This window comes from Chroococcus sp. FPU101, from assembly GCF_017312365.1.
Classification (GTDB): Bacteria; Cyanobacteriota; Cyanobacteriia; order Cyanobacteriales; family Microcystaceae; genus Chroococcus.
Genome location: NZ_BLJI01000026.1, coordinates 38,606 through 57,829, shown reverse-complemented (window position 1 = coordinate 57,829; position 19,224 = coordinate 38,606). Strand labels below are relative to the sequence as shown.

Genomic DNA, 19,224 nt, shown 5'->3' with positions numbered 1-19,224 from the left:
GACAGAGGAGGGGGTACTGAATGAATCAATAGATTTCAGCTTACTTGAGTGACCCTCTCCTTTTTTTGCTTGTCTGATCCCGAACTCACTTTACATGACTTCGACTTCTACAGCAATCGCTTCATCATCATCGTATTCATCATATTCAACAACTAACTCATCAACTTCTGGGGAAACTACTTCATTTTGTACTATCATTTCAGCATCTTTTTTACGGAAATTGAGTACATCATTCACGCAGTCAATGACTACGGTATCCCCTTCGACAAAGGTTTGTTCTAGAATTTTGGTAGCGAGAGGATTTTCTAATTCTCGTTGAATGGCTCGTTTTAGAGGACGTGCGCCATAAGTCGGATCATAACCCGCATTGACGATGTAATTTTGTGCGGCATTGGTTAACTCTAAACTGATTTTTTGCTCAGATAATAACTTTTGGATGCGCTGTAACTGTAGATGAACAATAAATCGTAATTCTTCCCGTTTCAAGGTGTGGAAAATAATTAAATCATCGATACGGTTGACAAACTCAGGACGAAAATGATTCCGTAAAGCTTGCAAGACTCGTTTCTGCATTTCCTCATAGTCTTTATCATCTCCCGACACATTCAGAATATGCTCACTACCGATATTACTCGTCATGACAATAATCGTATTGCGAAAATCGATCGTTCTTCCCTGAGAATCAGTAATACGACCATCGTCAAGTACTTGTAATAAAATGTTAAAAACATCTCGATGGGCTTTTTCCACTTCATCTAATAACACCACTGAATAGGGACGACGACGTACTGCTTCTGAAAGTTGTCCCCCCTCTTCGTATCCGACATAGCCGGGAGGCGCACCAATGAGACGGGAAACCGCGTGTTTCTCCATGTATTCGGACATATCAATGCGTACCATTGCGTCCTCGCTATCGAAGAGAAACGCAGCTAATGCGCGGGCTAATTCGGTTTTACCTACGCCAGTCGGCCCCATAAATAAGAATGAACCAATAGGACGCGAAGGATCTTTCATGCCTGCCCTTGCCCGTCGAATGGCAGCCGATACAGCCGATACAGCCTCTTGTTGTCCAACAACACGCTCACTTAAATGTGACTCTAATTGTAGGAGTTTTTGCCGTTCGGTTTCTAAGAGTCGGTTGAGGGGTACACCCGTCCAACGGGCCACAATTTCAGCGATATCAGTTTCGGTGACTTGTTCCCGTAACAGGGTTGTCCCTTGCGATTGTATTTCAATTAGTTTCGTTTCTTTAGCTTCGATTTCCCGTTGTAGGGCTTCGAGTTTGCCATACTTTAATTGTGCCGCTTTGTTGAGATCATAAGCACGTTCGGCTTGTTCAACTTGTAAGCGTAGTTGTTCTTCTTCTTCTTTAAAAGCATTTATTTCCTCTAGCATTTGCTTTTCCGCTTGCCATTGTGAGGAAAATTCTTTCTGTTTAACTTCTAAATCACTAATTTCCTGTTGAATGCGATCAAGACGTTCTTTAGATGCACGATCAATAATCAGTGATCCGGGTCGTTTTTCCTCGCCTTCAAGGGAGAATTTCTCCATCTGTAATTGCATCAGACGACGATCGATGGATTCGAGTTCAGCAGGTTTTGAAGTGATCTCCATCTTCAGTTTAGCCGCAGCTTCATCGACGAGATCGATCGCCTTATCGGGTAAAAAGCGATCGCTAATATAACGATAGGACAAATTCGCGGCAGCTACTAAGGCAGAATCAGTAATTTTTACGCCGTGATGGACTTCGTAGCGTTCTTTAAGTCCCCGCAAAATAGAAATCGTATCCTCAACACTCGGTTCTTTAACATAGACTTGCTGAAAACGTCGCTCTAAGGCGGGATCTTTTTCGATGTGCTTACGATATTCATCCAAAGTAGTCGCCCCAATACAGCGTAATTCCCCTCGTGCTAACATCGGTTTCAGGAGATTTCCAGCATCCATCGATCCCCCTTCACGAGAACCTGCACCGACTACGGTATGAATTTCATCGATAAATAAAATAATCTGTCCGTCTGAATTGATGACTTCCTTCATCACCGATCTTAATCTTTCTTCAAACTCACCCCGATATTTAGCCCCCGCGATGAGACTTCCCATATCTAAAGAAATTAACTGACGTTTTTTGAGAGATTCTGGAACATCACCATTGAGGATACGTTGGGCGAGTCCTTCTGCGATCGCTGTTTTTCCTACCCCCGGTTCTCCAATTAAGACGGGATTATTCTTAGACCGTCTCGATAATACCTGAACAACGCGACGAATCTCCTCATCTCTCCCTGTCACGGGATCTAACTTCCCTTCAAGGGCAAGTTCAGTTAAATCTCGTCCATATTTGGCCAAAGCTTCGTATTTCTCTTCTTGGTTGGGTTCTGTAACTTTTTGTGTGCCGCGAATAGATTTAATTTGAACTTCTAAGTCTTGTGGATCGAGATTAAAAGAACGTAAACAACGTCTGCCAATGCGTTCATCTTCCGCAAAACCGACTAAAAGATGTTCAACAGAAATAAATTTATCTTGCCAACTGTTGCGAGAGGCTTCGGCACGATCTAACATTACATCCAGTCCACGACCTAAATAAAGTTGATCGACATTCAGGACTTTCGGCTGTCGTTGGGCAAAAGTTTCTAATTGTTGGATCAAGCGAGGTGCATCAATATTAGCGCGATTGAGGATTCGCAATGCTAACCCGTTTTCTTGTTCGAGTAGGGCAATAACGACGTGTTCAACTTCTAAGGTCTGATTTTTAAAACGACGGGCGACTTCTTGAGATTTTACAACAGCATCCCAAGCTTGTTCGGTAAATTTACTAGAATCGGTTGGCTGCATTAAAAGTTTTAAAAAATAGTAGATCAGTCTCGATCTCTATTGTAGTCTGGGGATGAAGGCTCTCTCAAAAAATCATCCCTATTGTTGAGCGATATTAGAAAAGACTTAAGACATTCTGATTTAATTTGAGCCAATCATATTTAAGTACGGTTAACTAGAATCAACTGACGTAACAACCGTAAACATTAACTAAAAGTTTACGGAAGACCCTAAAAACAGTGTGGCAATCTCATCTATCGCCTGAAAAACGGTTACTTCTAAAATCAACATAGTAAGAAGTCTAAAAGTGATTTTAACTTTTTAATATTCTCCTTGTCCCCAGCAGGAAAAGTCTAAAATGCAAACAGAAAACCGTTCACAGTCGGCATATAGCCAATTTATTGATCAGGTTAGAGCTTCACAGGTACAACAAGTTACGATTAAACCCGATCGCATAGAATATACTTTAAAACCAGAATTTGGCAGCCATCAATACTACACTAAATCTTCTGGACAAACTGATACTCTATTAGGCTTATTAAAAAGTAATGGTGTAGAGTATACAAATCTTTCTAACAATTCTGCAACGGCTGAAAATATTTTAGGCTTGCTGATTTCTGCTGGGGCAATTCTTGGAACATTCGCTTGCTTACTCAAATTTAGTAAAGCGAATGGCGACATCGGTGTCGGTATGGGAATGGGCAAAAGTAAAGCGCGGGTTTATAACCAAGGCAAAACGGGCATAACCTTTGCTGATGTTGCGGGTGTCGATGAAGCAAAACAGGAATTACAAGAGGTTGTAGATTTCTTATCGAATGGTGAAAAGTATCGCAAAATTGGGGCTAAGATCCCCAAAGGCATTCTTTTAGTTGGCCCTCCTGGAACGGGTAAAACCTTGCTCGCTAAAGCAGTTGCGGGTGAAGCTGGTGTCCCTTTCTTAAGTATGTCTGGCTCAGAATTTGTTGAACTCTATGTTGGTGTCGGTGCCTCACGGGTTCGTGATTTGTTTAACCAAGCAAAACGCCAAGCCCCTTGTATTATCTTTATCGATGAACTAGATGCCATTGGCAAAACTCGTAATGGCAGTGTTCCTGGTGGGGGCAATGATGAGAGAGAACAAACTTTAAATCAATTGCTGACGGAAATGGATGGTTTTAGCGGTAATGATGGTGTTATTGTCATTGCAGCAACGAATCGCCCTGAAATCCTCGATCCCGCCCTACGTCGTCCAGGACGTTTTGATCGTCATGTCTTAGTAGATCGCCCCGACAAAAGTGGTAGAGTCGAAATCTTACAGGTACACGCGCAGCCAGTTGTACTCGGTGAAGATGTCGATCTAGATGCGATCGCTCATCAAACGTTTGGTTTCACTGGCGCAGATTTAGCGAATCTTGTCAACGAAGCGGCTTTAATGGCAGCAAGAGCGAATCGTCAAGTCGTTTTGATGAAAGATTTCGCGGAAGCAATAGAAAGAGTTGTTGCAGGTTTAGAAAAACGATCGCGGGTTTTGACCCCCATTGAACGGCAAATCGTGGCTTATCATGAGGTAGGTCATGCTCTCGTTGGTGCGTTGATGCCTGGTGGTAGCAAGGTTTCAAAAATTTCCATTGTTCCTCGTGGAATTGGAGCATTAGGCTACACTCTGCAAATGCCAACCGAAGACCGTTTTTTAATGCTAGAAGATGAATTACGAGGTCAACTAACAACATTACTCGGTGGACGTGCGGCTGAAGAAATTATCTTTGGTAAAGTTTCTACAGGTGCCAGTGATGATATTCAAAAAGCGACTGATTTGGCGGCACGTGCGGTTACACAGTATGGCATGAGTGAAACCCTTGGCCCGATCGCTTTTGAAAAGAACTCCGCGCAATTTTTAGATGATAGCAGTTCTCGACGAGCCATTAGTGAAGAAGTGGCAGTAGAAATTGATCGTCAAGTCAAACAAAGTATCAACCAAGCCCATGATCTCGCATTAGCCATCTTAGAGCTTAATCGTGGCTTGTTGGAGTCCACCACTCAAATCTTATTGGAAAAAGAAGTCTTAGAAGGTGATGAGTTACAGACTATTTTGACACGTGTGCAAGCACCCGAAAGCCTACAGCATCGGTTAATGAAGGGTCAAACTCGTACCTAATTTCTTTTTTCAACAATTAGTCTTCACACCTTAATTTGGTAGAGATGCGATATCGTGTCTCTACTTTTCATCTAAAGCATTTGAAAACCTGACCGCCAGATTTTGCTACACTATCTATAAAGTACAGTAAATTGATAAACATACGGAATTATATGACTGAAAATTTTAAAAAGATTAGTGAAGAGTTTTCATCTGGCGGACAACCTACATCAGACAATTTACAAGAACTCGCAGCAGAAGGCTTTAAGTCAGTGGTTAGCCTTCGCTCATCAGATGAAAAAGGGGTTTTGAGTGACGAACAACAACAAGCAGAAGAGTTAGGATTGCGCTATCTTAATGTACCCCTCAATCCTAATGAGGCTGACGCATTATTAGTTGAGCAAGTTGTTTCAGAAATTGCCGAGCTTCCGACTCCGATCTTTTTTCATTGTGGTGTAGGAGGACGTGCAGGAGCATTAGCACTCATTTCTTTAGCCACACAAGAAAAACTTAGCCGTGACGAAGTATTGCAGAAAGCGCAAGAACTAGGAATTAATCTAGAACAGCCTCATCTAAAACAGTTTTTGACTAATCTTACTTAATTGTTGCTTGCTATATTTCTATTGGGTTGAGGGTTTTTACTTTAAATGTGGTTGAATCTCAACTAAATAATTTAATCTCAATTTTCAAAAATGTACTAGCCAAATCATAATGCAGATATTGTGTAGTTTTTTTCTTATGAAAAATCAGAAGTTTTAAATAGATTAGTTAATCAAATTATAAATAATGTCACAAAAAAGTTAATTGACTAAGATTCATTTGCTTTAATTGAGAAAGCCTAAAGTTATTCTCAAAAATCGGGATAACTGGCTGCCTTGATTTAATCAAAAAATATGAACTTTCAGAAATATTTTTATATATTTAAATTAATTTTTCTTGCTTTTTTTCCCTTTGTTCCCCTGCTAGCCCAAAATCCTTTACGCCCACCAACGGAACCGCCACCCGAACCCGAAGTTTTACCACCACTAGAACAAATCTTACCGCCTTTTTCTGAACCGCCGGCACTTCCCCAACCCCCACAAATTCTAGGTTCAATCGTTGTTCAGCAATTTGAAGTGATTGGCAGTACAATTTTTAGTCGTGAAGAATTGACTACACTTTTAGAACCCTATACTAAACGTCCCATTTCTTTTACTGAATTGCTACAAGCCCAAGAAGCCATTACAAAACTTTATGTAGATCAAGGATATATTACCTCTGGGGCATTCATTCCACCCCAAGCGATTAAAGATGGTGTGGTCAAAATTGAAGTCATTGAAGGCAAAATAGAAGCTCTTGAAATTACGGGTTTAAAACGACTCAGAGATAATTATGTGCGTAGTCGGATTTCTAGGGGAACTGGAACACCCTTAAATACAAGAGATTTACTCGAAGCGTTACAACTCCTCCAGCTTGATCCTTTGATTTCTAATCTACAGGCTGAACTTTCGGCAGGAACACGCCCAGGCTTAAGTGTACTAACTGTAAAAGTACAAGAAGACCAATCCTTATCGGCTTTGTTGCGTTTAGATAATGAGCGTAATTCGAGTGTGGGCAGTCAACGCCGTATTTTACAGATTAATCATGCTAATTTGTTGGGTTTTGGTGATCGCTTCAATGTCCAATACTACAATACAGATGGTAGCAATGCACTGGATGACCTCAGTTATAGCATTCCCGTTAATCCGACTAATGGCACCATTGGTTTACGATATCGCTTGATTGATAGCAAAATTATTGATGAACCGTTTAATGTACTTGATATTCAATCAAACTATCATCAATATGAAATTAGTTACCGTCAACCGATTATTTTAAAACCCACTGAAGAATTAGCATTAGGAATTAATGTAGATCATCAATTTGCAGATACATCGTTACGGGTTGATGTTAATGAACGTTTAGAAAGTGATACAGAAGTTACTGCCATCAGACTTTCACAGGAATATATTAAACGGGATAATCGACAAGTTTTTGCAGTGCGATCGCAATTTAATATCGGTTTACAAGGAGCAGCAACAGATCTTAATGGAAATCAAATAAGCGATCAGTTTTTTTCATGGGAATCTCAAGCACAATATTTAAGAGTGTTAGCCTCAGATACCCTATTTGTTTTTAGAACCAATTTACAATTAAGCCCGAATGAATTACTTTCTTTAGAACAGTTTGGTATTGGTGGTATTTATACGGTACGTGGCTATCCCCAAGATCTGTTATTAGCTGATAATGGCTTTTCTTTTTCGGCAGAAGTTCGCCAAAATATTCTTAAAATTCCTGCTTGGCAAACCACTTTACAACTCACCCCATTTTTTGATTTTGGTACTGTTTGGAATAATAGTGATGTTGAACTTAGCAAAAATACCTTGTATTCAGTTGGTTTAGGTTTGCGTCTGTTGATTGGTAACAATTTTACAGCCCAACTCGATTGGGGAATCCCTTTAGTCGATTTAGATTATCCCGTTAATAGTTTACAGGATAATGGGCTTCATTTTTCAATACAATATCGTCTATTTTTCTTTTAACAAAACATTATGAAAAAAATTATTTATCTCAGTTTATTTTTACTTGTCTTAACTTTCACCATTTTTAGTAATATCCTTTTAGCCTCCCCAGAACTGGAACAACAAGCTCAAAAACTGTATCAAAATGGACAATATAGCGAATCAATCTTGATCCTTCAAGAATTAATTCAAAAGTATCAAAACAATGATGATAAAATTGGTCAGATTTTGGCTTTAAGAAATATAGCTTTAGTTTATCAAAAACTTGGAAACTGGTCATTATCTGAGCAAGCTTTAACCGACAGTCGTAACATCCTCGATACTTTACCAAATAACTCCGAAAGACAACAATTAACTGCACAAATATTAGATGTACAAGGACAAAATCAACTTGCTTTAGGTCAAGCCGAATTAGCCTTAGACTCGTGGCAACAAGCAACGGAAATTTATCAAAATCTTGGTGATATTCCTAATACAACTCAAGGTCAAATCAATCAAGCTCAAGCCTTACAATCATTAGGTTTATATGCTCAAGCTACTCGCAAGTTAACTCAATTACAAATCGATTTAGAAAACGAACCTAATAGCTTAATCAAAAGTAGAGCATTACAAAGTTTAGGTGAAGTCTGGCGCAAAATTGGACAATTAGAATTGTCTAAAACAACTTTACAACAAAGTTTATCTGTTGCTGAAAAATTAAATGCTATTCAAGAAATAGGAAATAGTCTTTTAAGCTTAGGAAATACAGCTAGACAACAAGGAAATATTACTGAGGCTCTATCCTATTATCAACAGGCTATTAAAACTCCATCATCCGAAACACAAGTACAAGCTTTACTCAATCAATTTAATTTATATATTGAACAAAACAAGGGAACAGAAGCAAGTAACTTAATTTCTCAAATACAAGCAATATTAGCTCAATTACCCATTAGCCAAACGACAATTTTTCATCAAATCCAATTTAATTTAAGTTTAATTGAATTAAATAAAATTAAAAATAATATATCAACTACAAGTGTTGTAAAAAGTTTAGCAGATTCGATACAACAAGCTAGAGAAATTGGTGATAAACGGTCTGAATCATATGGATTGGGGTATTTAGGTCAGGTTTATGAATCACAACAAAAATATACAGAAGCCAGAACTTTAACGGAACAAGCCTTATTGATTTCACAAAGTATTAATGCAGGAAATTTAAGTTATTTATGGCAATGGCAACTCGGAAGAATCTTAAAACAACAGGGTAATATAGAAGATGCAATCGTTGCTTATACCCAGTCTGTCAATACTTTAAAATCCCTCAGAAGTGATTTAGTAGCCATTAGTTCCGAAGTTCAATATGACTTTAGGGATCAAGTAGAACCCGTTTATCGAGAATTAGTTGATTTACTGTTACAACCCGATGCAACACAATTAGATTTAAAACAAGCAAGAGAAACCATCGAAGCATTGCAACTTGCAGAATTAGACAATTTTTTTCAAGATGCTTGTTTAAATACGCAACCTGTTCAAATCGACAAACTCGATCAAAATGCAGCGATTATTTATCCTATTTTATTAAGTAATCGCCTTGAAGTCATTGTTGCATTACCCAATCAACCCTTATTACGTCATACCACTAATATTTCACAAACGGAAGTTGAAACCTTGTTAGAAAAGTTGCGTTTTTCTCTGACTAAACCCTATACCTTGCGAGAAGTACAAACCCTTTCGACTCAAGTTTATCAATGGCTACTCGAACCGTTTACAACAGAATTAGCCCAAAATCAAAGTCAAACATTAGTTTTTATTTTAGATGGTGTTCTTAGAAATATTCCGATGTCAGCTTTGTATGATGGTAAAAATTATCTGATTGAAAAATATGCGATCGCTCTAACTCCTGGTTTACAATTAATCGATCCTAAACCCTTAGAAAGAGGAGAATTAACCGCCCTAACAGCAGGTTTAAGTGAATCTCGTCATGGTTTTATTCCACTTAGTTTTGTCGAACAAGAAGTAAAACAAATTCAATCCGTGATTAAAAGTAGAGTCTTACTCAATCAAGATTTTACCGAACCTAATTTACAACAAGCAATCGAGCAAATTTCTTTTCCGATCGTTCATTTAGCCACACACGGTCAATTTAGTTCTAAAGCGGCTCAAACCTTTATCTTAGCTTATGATCGTCCGATTACAGTTAATGAATTAGATACACTTTTACGACAAGGAGAATTATTACAATCAAAAGCAATTGAACTATTAGTTTTAAGTGCTTGTGAAACCGCGACAGGAGATAAACGCGCTGCATTAGGATTAGCGGGAGTGGCAGTTAAAGCGGGTGCAAGAAGTACCTTAGCCTCTTTGTGGAACCTTGATGACGAAACAAGTACCTTAATGATGAGTCAATTTTATCAACAATTAATTAATCCAAAAATTACCAAAGCAGAAGCTCTTCGGACAGCACAATTAAACATTTTATCCAATTCTCACTATCAACATCCGCGTTATTGGGCTCCTTATGTTCTAGTCGGTAATTGGTTGTAAAGTTAAGTAAAGATCAATTGATTATAAAGTAAGCGAGTTAGAATAAAGTCAAATTTATATTGTTCATTGAAGTTAGATAAAACAGCTACTTAAAGAACTTCCAAGTTATCAAAAAATTCGTAACTTGTTTCAAGACAAAGAGCCAAGAAAGTATCTTTTAAAAAGAATGCAAAAAAAGGCTATATGTGCTGAAATTGGAGTATATAAAGGAGAATATTCTCAAAAAATTCTTCAAATTACTCAACCCTTAAAATTACATTTGATTGATCCTTGGCAATATCAGGAAGATAAAATGTATCAAAAAGCGTGTTACGGACAACTAAGTGGAGGACAATTACTGCTAGAGCAAAAATATGAGAATGTAGTCAACCAATTTGCTAAGGAGATTAATCTAGGTCAAGTGGTAATTCATCGAGAATATTCAAATGAAATCTACAGTCAATTTGAAGATAACTATTTTGACTGGATTTACATAGATGGTAATCACTTATACGAATTTGTCAAACAAGATTTAGAACTATACTACGATAAGGTCAAAAAAGGTGGTTTCATTACAGGTGATGATTATGGTAAAGGAGGATGGTGGCAAGGTGGTGTCACAAAAGCAGTAAATGAGTTTATTGCTCAAGGGGGAGTTAAGCTAGTAAAAATTAGCGGTGATCAATTTATCTTAAAAAAACAGGGGTAGATAGTCCACCCCGTATGCTTAAGTTAAGTCCTACCTAACTGCGTCTTCATTTCCTTCTCGTATTGTTCGGCATTCCTGACGGCTTTTACCATCAGTTTAAATTTAGTTACAAAAGGCTATAAAACTTTTCATTTGAATGATAAAAATTGTTGAGTTACTCAAGAATAAAAGGCAAAGAAGGAATAACAATACCTTTTTGAGTCGCTTTGTCAATATATTGCTTTATACGTTGTTGACAATAGTCAATACCAACCTGTTGAGTACCGTATTTAAGCTTTGCTGAAGAACGTTGATTTATTTTTACTTTGTACATATTTTCAGTTTTTTCAGTAGGAGTCACTTTTAATTGTTTGCATAATTCTTGAATATTTGAAAACTCAATTAAGCTTTCTAAGCGAACTTCATGAATTTTCAGCCATGAATAAGTTTTTTGAAAACGAATTGCTCTTGCTTCAATATCGATAAGATAAGCAATACAAAGATCATATTGATCTAAATTTTGGTCACTTGCAATACAAGAAATAGCAGAAGTTACTGCATTTGGACTAGACATCCATCCAGACCAATTAGGATTTTTGCTCGAAAAGTATCCAAGTTCAATAAAGCTTTTTAGTACCGATGCTAAACGTCTGCGTAAGATAATAACTTCTATATTCTTAAAGTCATGAATTACAACATCAAAAAAGGTTTTAATAAACATATGGTTAGTCTCACAATAAATTTTGTCTTTTGGAAGTTTTAAAAGGATATTTTTAATAGATTGGCTTTTGATTCTTCTCTTTTTAAATGAGTAATTGTAATCATATTGATTAATCAAAGAAAGGTAACTACCATTCATTGCTGGATCAGGTTCATGATAACTTATGATTTCTTCTGTTGTTCCTAACAGTTCTGCTAAATAATTTGAACCTGCTCTTCCAGAGTTTATACAAAATATTAGCTGATGGCTGAGTAATTTTTCTGAATATATTTTGTGAATGACTGGGGTAACTAATACTTGCTCAAGTGTTGGCAATATTTTTAATTTTTTGACAATTTTCATGTAGATATTAAATATTGAATTTTTGCAAAAGTAATTTAATAGGTTCTTAGCTCAATAAATTGAATAATTACTTAACAATTACAATGTTAAAAATCTGAGCAATTTTTTCCATTTGTTTTTCATTTAACCAAAAATTTTTAAACAATTATAGACTAAGAATAATTTTTTTGCAATATATATTAAGTAATAGTGGCTCTTTTGCATGAATAGCTAAGGAGTGTAACAATTAGTGAATATCGTAATGCAAAATAAAGCAATATAAATCTCATAAAAATTAGCGGTGGTCAATTTATCTTAAAAAAAGGGGTAGAATACCTACCCCATATGATTAGGTTAACTACGCGCTAATTGCGTCTTCATTTCCTTCTCGTATTGTTCGGCATTCAACCCAACTAATAAATGGACGACGGAATCAGATAAAGGCATAATCCCTTTAACTCCCGCCTTGCGTAGAGCATCTTCATTGACTAATTCTTGATCGCCTACTTCTAAACGTAAACGGGTGACGGCGGCTGAATCAACCTTACGGATATTATTCTTACCACCTAAAGCGTTAATCATCTCGCTAACATGAGCTAATTCTTCTGCTTTTAGGGGTTTTGCTTCGATTATGGTAGCTGCAACTTCTGCTGTGGCGGTGGGTGTCGTGGGTAAGTCGGCGACATCAGCTTCGGGCCCTGCGACTTTGAGATACTCTATCATATCGGTTTTGAGGTTTTCCGAACGGGGGCCAAAGATCGCTTGTGCGCTGTTTCCGACTTGTAATACACCCGATGCGCCAAGTGCTTTAAGACGATCAACATTAACTTTGCTCATATCATTGACTGTCATCCGCATACGAGTGATACAAGCATCTATACTAGCGATATTATGACGACCTCCAAACGCTCTAACCAACGCTTTTGACATCCCGTAGTCGCCTTCTTCCACTCCGACGGCGGCTGTATCTTCGTCTTCTCGCCCAGGGGTTTTGAAGTCAAAGTATTTAATTGCATATTTAAACGTAAAGTAATACAGTGCTGCAAAAAACGGCGCACCTGCGGGAATTAACCAAGTTTTTGTCCCCAAACTGTTAAACAGTAAAAAGTCAATTCCTCCTTGAGAGAAAGTAAAACCCATCCGTCCGCCAAGGGTAGCAAATAACCAGTCCGCAAAACCTGCCATCAGTGCATGAATTCCATACAAAGCAGGCGCAACGAACATAAAGGAAAATTCAATCGGTTCCGTGATTCCTGTCAGAAACGAGGTAAAAGCAGCCGATAGCATGATCCCGCCAGTTACTTTTCGGTTTTTAGGTTTGGCTGAATGCCAGATAGCGATCGCTGCTGCGGGTAAACCAAACATCTTAAACCAATACGCACCCCCTAAAATGCCTGCGGTTTGGTCTCCAGCGAAAAAGCGGGCGATATCACCCCTGACTATTTCTCCTGTCACGGGATTGGTAAATGAGCCGATTTGGAAGAAAAAGGGTACGTTCCAAATATGATGTAAACCAAACGGTAGGAGTAATCGTTCTACAAAACCATAGATAAAAGCAGTAAGCGGAACATTCCCCCCGTCTGCTGCTGCGTTTGCTGCACTATTAATCACATTGCCAATCGGTGGCCAGATCACCGCCATCACAATCCCTAGTAAAATACAGACTAGGCCTGTAAGAATGGGAACGGAACGCTTACCCGCAAAAAAGCCAAGATATTGCGGTAACTGAATGCGGAAAAACTTGAGAAACATATAAGCAGCCAAGCAACCGACAATTAAGCCACCAAATACCCCCGTATCAAGGGTTGGAATGCCTAATACGAGTTTAAGAGAACTTTCTGGACAAGCATTAATCACTCCGTCAGGTGGAAGATTCAGGTTTTGAGCAACAGCATTTAAGGCGTTTGCATCACAATTGACAAAGGGAGGTACACCAAACAGGTGAACGGCTGCCATTCCCATCGACGCGAGAAAAATAGCAAATCCAACGATTGCCGCTACTGCCGAGACCCCATCATTATTGGTGTAACCGATAGCTACCGCAATCGCAAAAATGATCGGTAGGTTAGCGAAAACGGCATCCCCAGAAGCTCTCATGATCTGGGCTAATTGTTCGGGAATAAACCAAAATCTGGGGCTATTAATGACACCATCTTTGATTTGTTGTAGTTCGATCAGTCTTGCGCTACCGAGTCCAAGGAGTAGACCCGCGATCGGCAAGACGGAGACGGGAAGCATTAAGGCTTTACCCATCTTTTGTAGCAAAGCAAAAGCGTTTTTGAACATAGCAGATAATTTTTTTTATGTTGTATTGATTGATACAAAAATCTAAATTTCTGATAACGGTGAAACTTCTCGCACTTCTGCACCAGTTTCGGCGGTTAGGGCTTGTTCTGCCATTTTCTGACAGTCAGCAGTATTAAGAGTGCGGATCTGAGCCTTAATCGTGGGAATACTATTAATACTGACGCTCAACTCCTTAACTCCCATACCAATTAGTATCGGAATCGCTTGAGGATCGCTACCGATGCCACCACACACACCAACCCATTTACCGTGTTGATCGGCACCTTTGACGGTTTGAGCAATGAGTCTTAAAATCGCTGGATGCAAACCATCGACATAAGGGGCGAGTTTCGGGTGTCCGCGATCCATTGCTAGGGTATATTGAGTTAGGTCATTTGTACCAACCGAAAAGAAATCAACTTCTTTGGCATAGAGATCCGCCATTACTGCAGCGGCGGGAATTTCCACCATGATTCCTGTTTTAATGGGGGCAACTCCTAAGTTTTGACGTTCTTCTTCAATCATATTTTTGACCATATGAATCTCTTCTAAACGTCCAATCATCGGAAACATAACCCACACTTTTCCGACCTCAGAAGCGCGTAAAATGGCTCGAATTTGAGTGCGTAGAATTTCAGGACGATCAAAACCAATTCGGACACCGCGTTCGCCTAAATAAGGGTTTTCTTCCTTGGGAATGGGCATATAAGAAATCGGTTTATCACCCCCAACATCAAGAGTACGGATAATTAAAGGACGTTCAGGCCCCAAAACCTTAGCAATGCCTGAATATATGGCGGTTTGTTCGTCTTCAGTAGGAGCTTTAGTCCGTTCCATAAAGATAAACTCGGTTCGCAAGAGTCCAACCCCTTCAGCACCGAGTTTAACGGCTTCTTCAGCATCTTTTTGACTACCAATATTAGCCACAACTTCGATACGTTTACCATCTTGGGTAAGGGCGTATTCCATCGTATGAGTTAGATCTTCTTGGCGTTTTGTAGCAATTCTGAGTTGAAGATTTTTCACCCGTTCCATTTCTTCAGATGCGGGGTTCAGTTTGAGTTTGCCTTTGGTTCCATCTAAAATAACAGGTGTACCATCGGCTAAATCTAAGACTCTCGGTTCAGTTCCCGCGATCGCAGGTATGCCCATCGAACGCGCCATGATCGAAACGTGAGAAGTCGCCCCACCCCCTACAGTACAAAAACCTTTGACTTTAGTGCGATCCAAATTAGCCATATCCGAAGGGGTTAAATCTTCAGCCACCAAAATCGCATTATCAGGATAGGTCGTTTCAACTTCGACCACACCTGTTAAGATGCGTAAAACCCGAGTTCCCACATCCCGTAAATCATTCGCCCGTTCTGCTAATAATTGATTATCTAGTTGTGATAGGATGGTCGCTTGATTCGTAAAAGCTTGTTGCCACGCATAAGCCGCACTTTTACCTTTATCGATCGCACTGGTAGAAAAATCGATCAATTCTGGATCTTCGAGTAATTCATGATGTGCCGCAAAGATCGCAGCCTTACTAGGATCACCTTGGGCGTGGACTTTAGCTCGTAATGCTTCAATTTCTAGAGTCGCTTGATCAATTGCTTTTTCTAGTTTGCGCCTTTCTTCGTTGGAGTTTCCACCTTTTTCAGTGACTTTAATTTCTTGTTGTCTGACGACATAAATATAACCAACACCAACCCCAGGAGAAGCAGAAGCCCCTAAAACAATATTAGGATTTTCTGAACGGGGATAGGGTGGCGGAGTGGCAGGCGCAGATAAAGCTGACTGGACAATACTAGCAGGGGCAGGTGCCGAGACTTCCTCCCCTAACCCCGAACGAATGGCCTCAGTCAGTTCTTTAACCGCGAGTTCTGCATCTTCTCCTTCTGCTACAAGATGAACCGTTGCACCATTGCCCACTTGTAAAGCCATCAAACCTGTGACACTACGCGCATTAACTTCTTTATCCCCCATTTTGAGGGTTACTTTTGATTTATATTTTTTGGCGAAATTGACTAAAACCGCCGATGGACGGGCATGAAGTCCCGTTGGGTTAAGGATGATGATCGGATCAGATGTGACTGTAATTCCTTTTCCGTTACTGGTTTCGGCTTGGACATCCCCTAACTTAAGTTCGAGAATGGCATCGCGTCCAGCAGTTACACTACCACTACGGGGCAAAAATCGAGCGACTTGATCACTATTGGCAATTACAATGACGGTGATCAGACTTTTGGCATTAAGCGAGAGATAATCTGCATCAAATTCGATCAGTATCTCGCCTTTTTTGACACGATCGCCCTCTTTCACTTTTGGGTTAAAGCCTTCCCCTCTCAGTTTCACGGTGTCTAAACCGATGTGCATCAAAATTTCTAAACCTTCTGGGTTTTTGAGGGTGACAGCATGGTGTGAAGGATGGAGTTGAATCACCTCACCATCACAAGGTGCAAGTAAACTTTGGCTAACAGGATCGATCGCAATGCCATCGCCGACCATTTTTTGAGCAAAAACGGGATCGGGTACTTGATCAATTGGATAAATATAGCCAGATAAGGGGGCTATTAATGTAACTGCGGTTTTACTGAACATTGGGGCTGTTTGTGTCATGGTAAGTACAATCAATGATTAAATCGGGAAATTTTTTAGAAAAGGATGAACTATCTTCTAATTAATCCTTGAAGCACCTTTTTAAAAATTAAAGCTTGTTCTAATATGTCCCACCCATTGGGTACTATTGCGGCTATCATTTTCAGGATTAAAAATGACCCAAAAGCCAGGGGTAACTGCAATGTAGTCATTAAGTTGTAACCGATAGAATGCTTCTAGATGATAAGCGGTGTTTCGATCTTCTCTAACATCGCTATTGGTGACAGTTGGTGGAACGCCAAATAAGATACCGGGTAAAAATCCTTCGCCACCGATATCGGGAAAACTCACACCTACCGCACCATACCAAAGTTCTGCATGATCCCCATCGCGTACATTTCTTTCTATCGTATTACCGCGACCATCAGAAAGATTACTCAATCCTGAATCATGGGCATCGGCATTAATATAGCCTCCCCAACCATGAATCTGAATGTTAGGCGTAATGCGATAGTAAGCTTGTAGTGTAAGGAAGTCTCCCGATGTGGCAATACTATCTCCAAAAGGTTGAACTGCTAAGAAACTTCCAGTACCCGCCGTCAGATCGGTTTGTCCTGCTGGAAAATAGGAACGTGAATAGGCAAACCCGACTGCTCCATTATCTCCATACAAGGCTAATTGCGCTAGTGCATGATAGGTTCCATTAAATAACCCAGTTCCTTCTCCAGGGTTTTGAGCGTCTTCTGCCAGATATCCTAAAGTTAATTCCAAATTTTTAACAAATTTCAGGTTAATGGCACCACCCCCACCCCCGCGACGATAGACTAGGTTATATTCCCCAAATCGCGAAGGTATGCCTAATGCGTCGTCTGCGATCGTTGGTGGAGTGATCGTATCAGTAATATCGGTATATCCGACACCGACTGGCCCCATTCTTAGGGTTATGTAATCGTTGATTGGCGTGATATAGAATAAGTGGGCGACTTGTACCTGATTATTAGAATTATCGTCGTAGTTCAAACGGGTCATATTCGTTCCCGTTACCTCTCCGATAGAACCAAAGTTGCCCATTTGTAAACGAGTTCTTAATAAATCCTTACCTGTGAAACTACTTTCAAAGTTCATCCGAATACGGTAAGAAAATTGGGTTTGTGATTTATCGCTATCTGAACCGACTGCATCACCGAATGTATCATTAATCGACCAAATGACTTGAGCGTTCAGTTTAGTCGTCGTTGAAAATTGATGATCTTCGAGGTATGCAACCCTTGATTCTATGTTATCGATGCGTGTCCCTAAAGCGGCTAATTCTGATTCAAACTCTTGCATTAATCGTGTAAGTTTATCGATATCTTCTCTCAGGACACCAACTCCATCTTGTATCAAGCGTTCAATTGTATTCAGACAAGCGTTTAACCCTGCCGCAAATTCCCAACGAGTTAAAGCACGATTTCCGCGATAGGTGCGGTCTGGATAACCTACAATACATCCATAGCGCTCGACTAAACTCCGAAGTGCTTCAAACGCCCAAGAAGTCGGCTCTACGTCTTTTAGTTCCGAAACTGAGGTAACTTGTTCAATTGTTTCAGTGGGTTTGGCATTTCCTAGATACCCTGATGGTTGGCGGTTTTGTTGAGCATTGTATCTAAAATTTTCTCTAAGACCCGTAATCGGATTAAATTGAGGCTCTGCTAAAACGGGTATTGCCATTCCTAAAGAAAGTGATATACTAACTCCGAAATGCGTTAGGTTAAGCCAGTTTGAATAATTTAAACTATTGTTATGAAATCGCATACTATTAAGCTATTTATCAAGCACATATAGCTTAGAATATCGCCTTTTAGCTTAAGTACATGATATAAGTTATGAAATTTTAAGATTTTGTGTTAATCGCAAAAATGTTAAATTTTATTGCATTCATAATTGATATAAAAACAATTGAAATAGAATTATAGACTCTATTGATTAATAAAAATTATAGATGTATTTTTTAATACATATTAAAGTTTAGTAAATTAATAATTATTAAAAGTGATTTAACAAATTTCCACTCTTAGAAAAGTTTAAAGAATTTATGGATTAAAGAAAAAAATTCTAGAGGCTGACTATCGCGTAGAGAGAAGAAAACCTCATATCAAAAAATACACAGGAAAGTTAAAATAACCTTCCCATGTATTCAGAAACTAAAGATTAACTTTAGTAACGATTTCTTCGTTGATTTCCGTTGCCTGAACCTCTGTCTTCTCGCTCTTTGGCTTGATTGACTTTAAGGTCACGCCCCATCCATTCTGCTCCATCTAAAGCTGAAATTGCTGCGGCTTCTTGAACTTTGGTTTCTAGTTCCACAAAAGCGAAACCTCGTTTCTGACCTGACTCTCTGTCAGTGGGAATATGGACGCGCTGAACTTTGCCATATTCGGCGAAAACATCAACAATATCTTCTTGTGTTACCTCATATGAGAGGTTGCCAACAAATATAGACATGAATTACTTCCTTCATTAAACTTGAAAAATATGTAGAGAGGCAAAATTGCGTAAAGAAGATGACGAATACTAATGTGAAAAACTTAATTTTTTTAATATTGACAACAAACTTGGCACTGATCTTGATTCTCGTCTCTTTACTATAACATAGTTTTTTAACTTATAGTTTTTAAAA

At 39.1% G+C, this 19,224-nt stretch carries 11 protein-coding genes; 5 read left to right on the top strand and 6 right to left on the bottom strand.

Translation table 11 applies throughout. The features are described 5' to 3' along the window. Positions 1 to 90: 90 nt before the first annotated feature. On the bottom strand, positions 91 to 2,829 hold the full coding sequence (gene clpB, locus CFPU101_RS18485; RefSeq protein ID WP_206816807.1) for an ATP-dependent chaperone ClpB: 2,739 nt from the start codon (positions 2,827 to 2,829) through the stop codon (positions 91 to 93). A gap of 337 nt (positions 2,830 to 3,166) precedes the next feature. Between clpB and ftsH the strand changes: the two genes are divergently transcribed. From ftsH to CFPU101_RS18460, 5 genes are all read left to right on the top strand, one after another. Next, complete coding sequence (gene ftsH, locus CFPU101_RS18480) at positions 3,167 to 4,942, top strand: ATP-dependent zinc metalloprotease FtsH (protein WP_206816806.1); 1,776 nt, start codon at positions 3,167 to 3,169, stop codon at positions 4,940 to 4,942. A 152-nt stretch (positions 4,943 to 5,094) separates the two neighbouring features. Further along, complete coding sequence (locus tag CFPU101_RS18475; RefSeq protein WP_206816805.1) at positions 5,095 to 5,523, top strand: beta-lactamase hydrolase domain-containing protein; 429 nt, start codon at positions 5,095 to 5,097, stop codon at positions 5,521 to 5,523. A 291-nt stretch (positions 5,524 to 5,814) separates the two neighbouring features. Continuing rightward, positions 5,815 to 7,482 carry a ShlB/FhaC/HecB family hemolysin secretion/activation protein gene (locus tag CFPU101_RS18470; protein ID WP_206816804.1) on the top strand — a complete coding sequence of 556 codons (1,668 nt, stop codon included), beginning with the start codon at positions 5,815 to 5,817 and terminating at the stop codon, positions 7,480 to 7,482. Positions 7,483 to 7,491: 9 nt separating this feature from the next. After that, a complete protein-coding gene (locus CFPU101_RS18465) occupies positions 7,492 to 9,987 on the top strand; it encodes a CHAT domain-containing protein (RefSeq protein WP_206816803.1) in 2,496 nt (831 codons plus the stop codon). Between the two features lie 124 nt (positions 9,988 to 10,111). Next, complete coding sequence (locus CFPU101_RS18460) at positions 10,112 to 10,675, top strand: class I SAM-dependent methyltransferase (protein ID WP_206816802.1); 564 nt, start codon at positions 10,112 to 10,114, stop codon at positions 10,673 to 10,675. Between the two features lie 154 nt (positions 10,676 to 10,829). Here the strand turns inward: CFPU101_RS18460 and CFPU101_RS18455 are convergent, their stop codons facing one another. From CFPU101_RS18455 to CFPU101_RS18435, 5 genes are all read right to left on the bottom strand, one after another. Continuing rightward, positions 10,830 to 11,717 (bottom strand): hypothetical protein, encoded by an 888-nt coding sequence (locus CFPU101_RS18455; protein ID WP_206816801.1) that lies wholly within the window; start codon positions 11,715 to 11,717, stop codon positions 10,830 to 10,832. Positions 11,718 to 12,050: 333 nt separating this feature from the next. Further along, positions 12,051 to 13,982: a glucose-specific PTS transporter subunit IIBC gene (gene ptsG, locus CFPU101_RS18450; protein WP_206816800.1), complete on the bottom strand. Its 1,932-nt coding sequence runs from the start codon at positions 13,980 to 13,982 to the stop codon at positions 12,051 to 12,053. 42 nt (positions 13,983 to 14,024) lie between these two features. Further along, the gene (gene ptsP / locus CFPU101_RS18445) at positions 14,025 to 16,586 is read right to left on the bottom strand and encodes a phosphoenolpyruvate--protein phosphotransferase (RefSeq protein WP_206816799.1); all 2,562 of its coding nucleotides are present in this window, start codon (positions 16,584 to 16,586) and stop codon (positions 14,025 to 14,027) included. 81 nt (positions 16,587 to 16,667) lie between these two features. Then, positions 16,668 to 18,359 (bottom strand): iron uptake porin, encoded by a 1,692-nt coding sequence (locus CFPU101_RS18440; RefSeq protein ID WP_206816798.1) that lies wholly within the window; start codon positions 18,357 to 18,359, stop codon positions 16,668 to 16,670. A gap of 402 nt (positions 18,360 to 18,761) precedes the next feature. Continuing rightward, positions 18,762 to 19,049 carry an RNA-binding protein gene (locus CFPU101_RS18435; RefSeq protein WP_206816797.1) on the bottom strand — a complete coding sequence of 96 codons (288 nt, stop codon included), beginning with the start codon at positions 19,047 to 19,049 and terminating at the stop codon, positions 18,762 to 18,764. Positions 19,050 to 19,224 lie beyond the last annotated feature (175 nt).

Coding starts and splice junctions, on each gene's coding strand:
- clpB (WP_206816807.1), bottom strand. CDS start 2,829: ATGCAGCCAACCGATTCTAGTAAATTTACCGAACAAGCTTGGGATGCT.
- ftsH (WP_206816806.1), top strand. CDS start 3,167: ATGCAAACAGAAAACCGTTCACAGTCGGCATATAGCCAATTTATTGAT.
- CFPU101_RS18475 (WP_206816805.1), top strand. CDS start 5,095: ATGACTGAAAATTTTAAAAAGATTAGTGAAGAGTTTTCATCTGGCGGA.
- CFPU101_RS18470 (WP_206816804.1), top strand. CDS start 5,815: ATGAACTTTCAGAAATATTTTTATATATTTAAATTAATTTTTCTTGCT.
- CFPU101_RS18465 (WP_206816803.1), top strand. CDS start 7,492: ATGAAAAAAATTATTTATCTCAGTTTATTTTTACTTGTCTTAACTTTC.
- CFPU101_RS18455 (WP_206816801.1), bottom strand. CDS start 11,717: ATGAAAATTGTCAAAAAATTAAAAATATTGCCAACACTTGAGCAAGTA.
- ptsG (WP_206816800.1), bottom strand. CDS start 13,982: ATGTTCAAAAACGCTTTTGCTTTGCTACAAAAGATGGGTAAAGCCTTA.
- ptsP (WP_206816799.1), bottom strand. CDS start 16,586: ATGACACAAACAGCCCCAATGTTCAGTAAAACCGCAGTTACATTAATA.
- CFPU101_RS18440 (WP_206816798.1), bottom strand. CDS start 18,359: ATGCGATTTCATAACAATAGTTTAAATTATTCAAACTGGCTTAACCTA.
- CFPU101_RS18435 (WP_206816797.1), bottom strand. CDS start 19,049: ATGTCTATATTTGTTGGCAACCTCTCATATGAGGTAACACAAGAAGAT.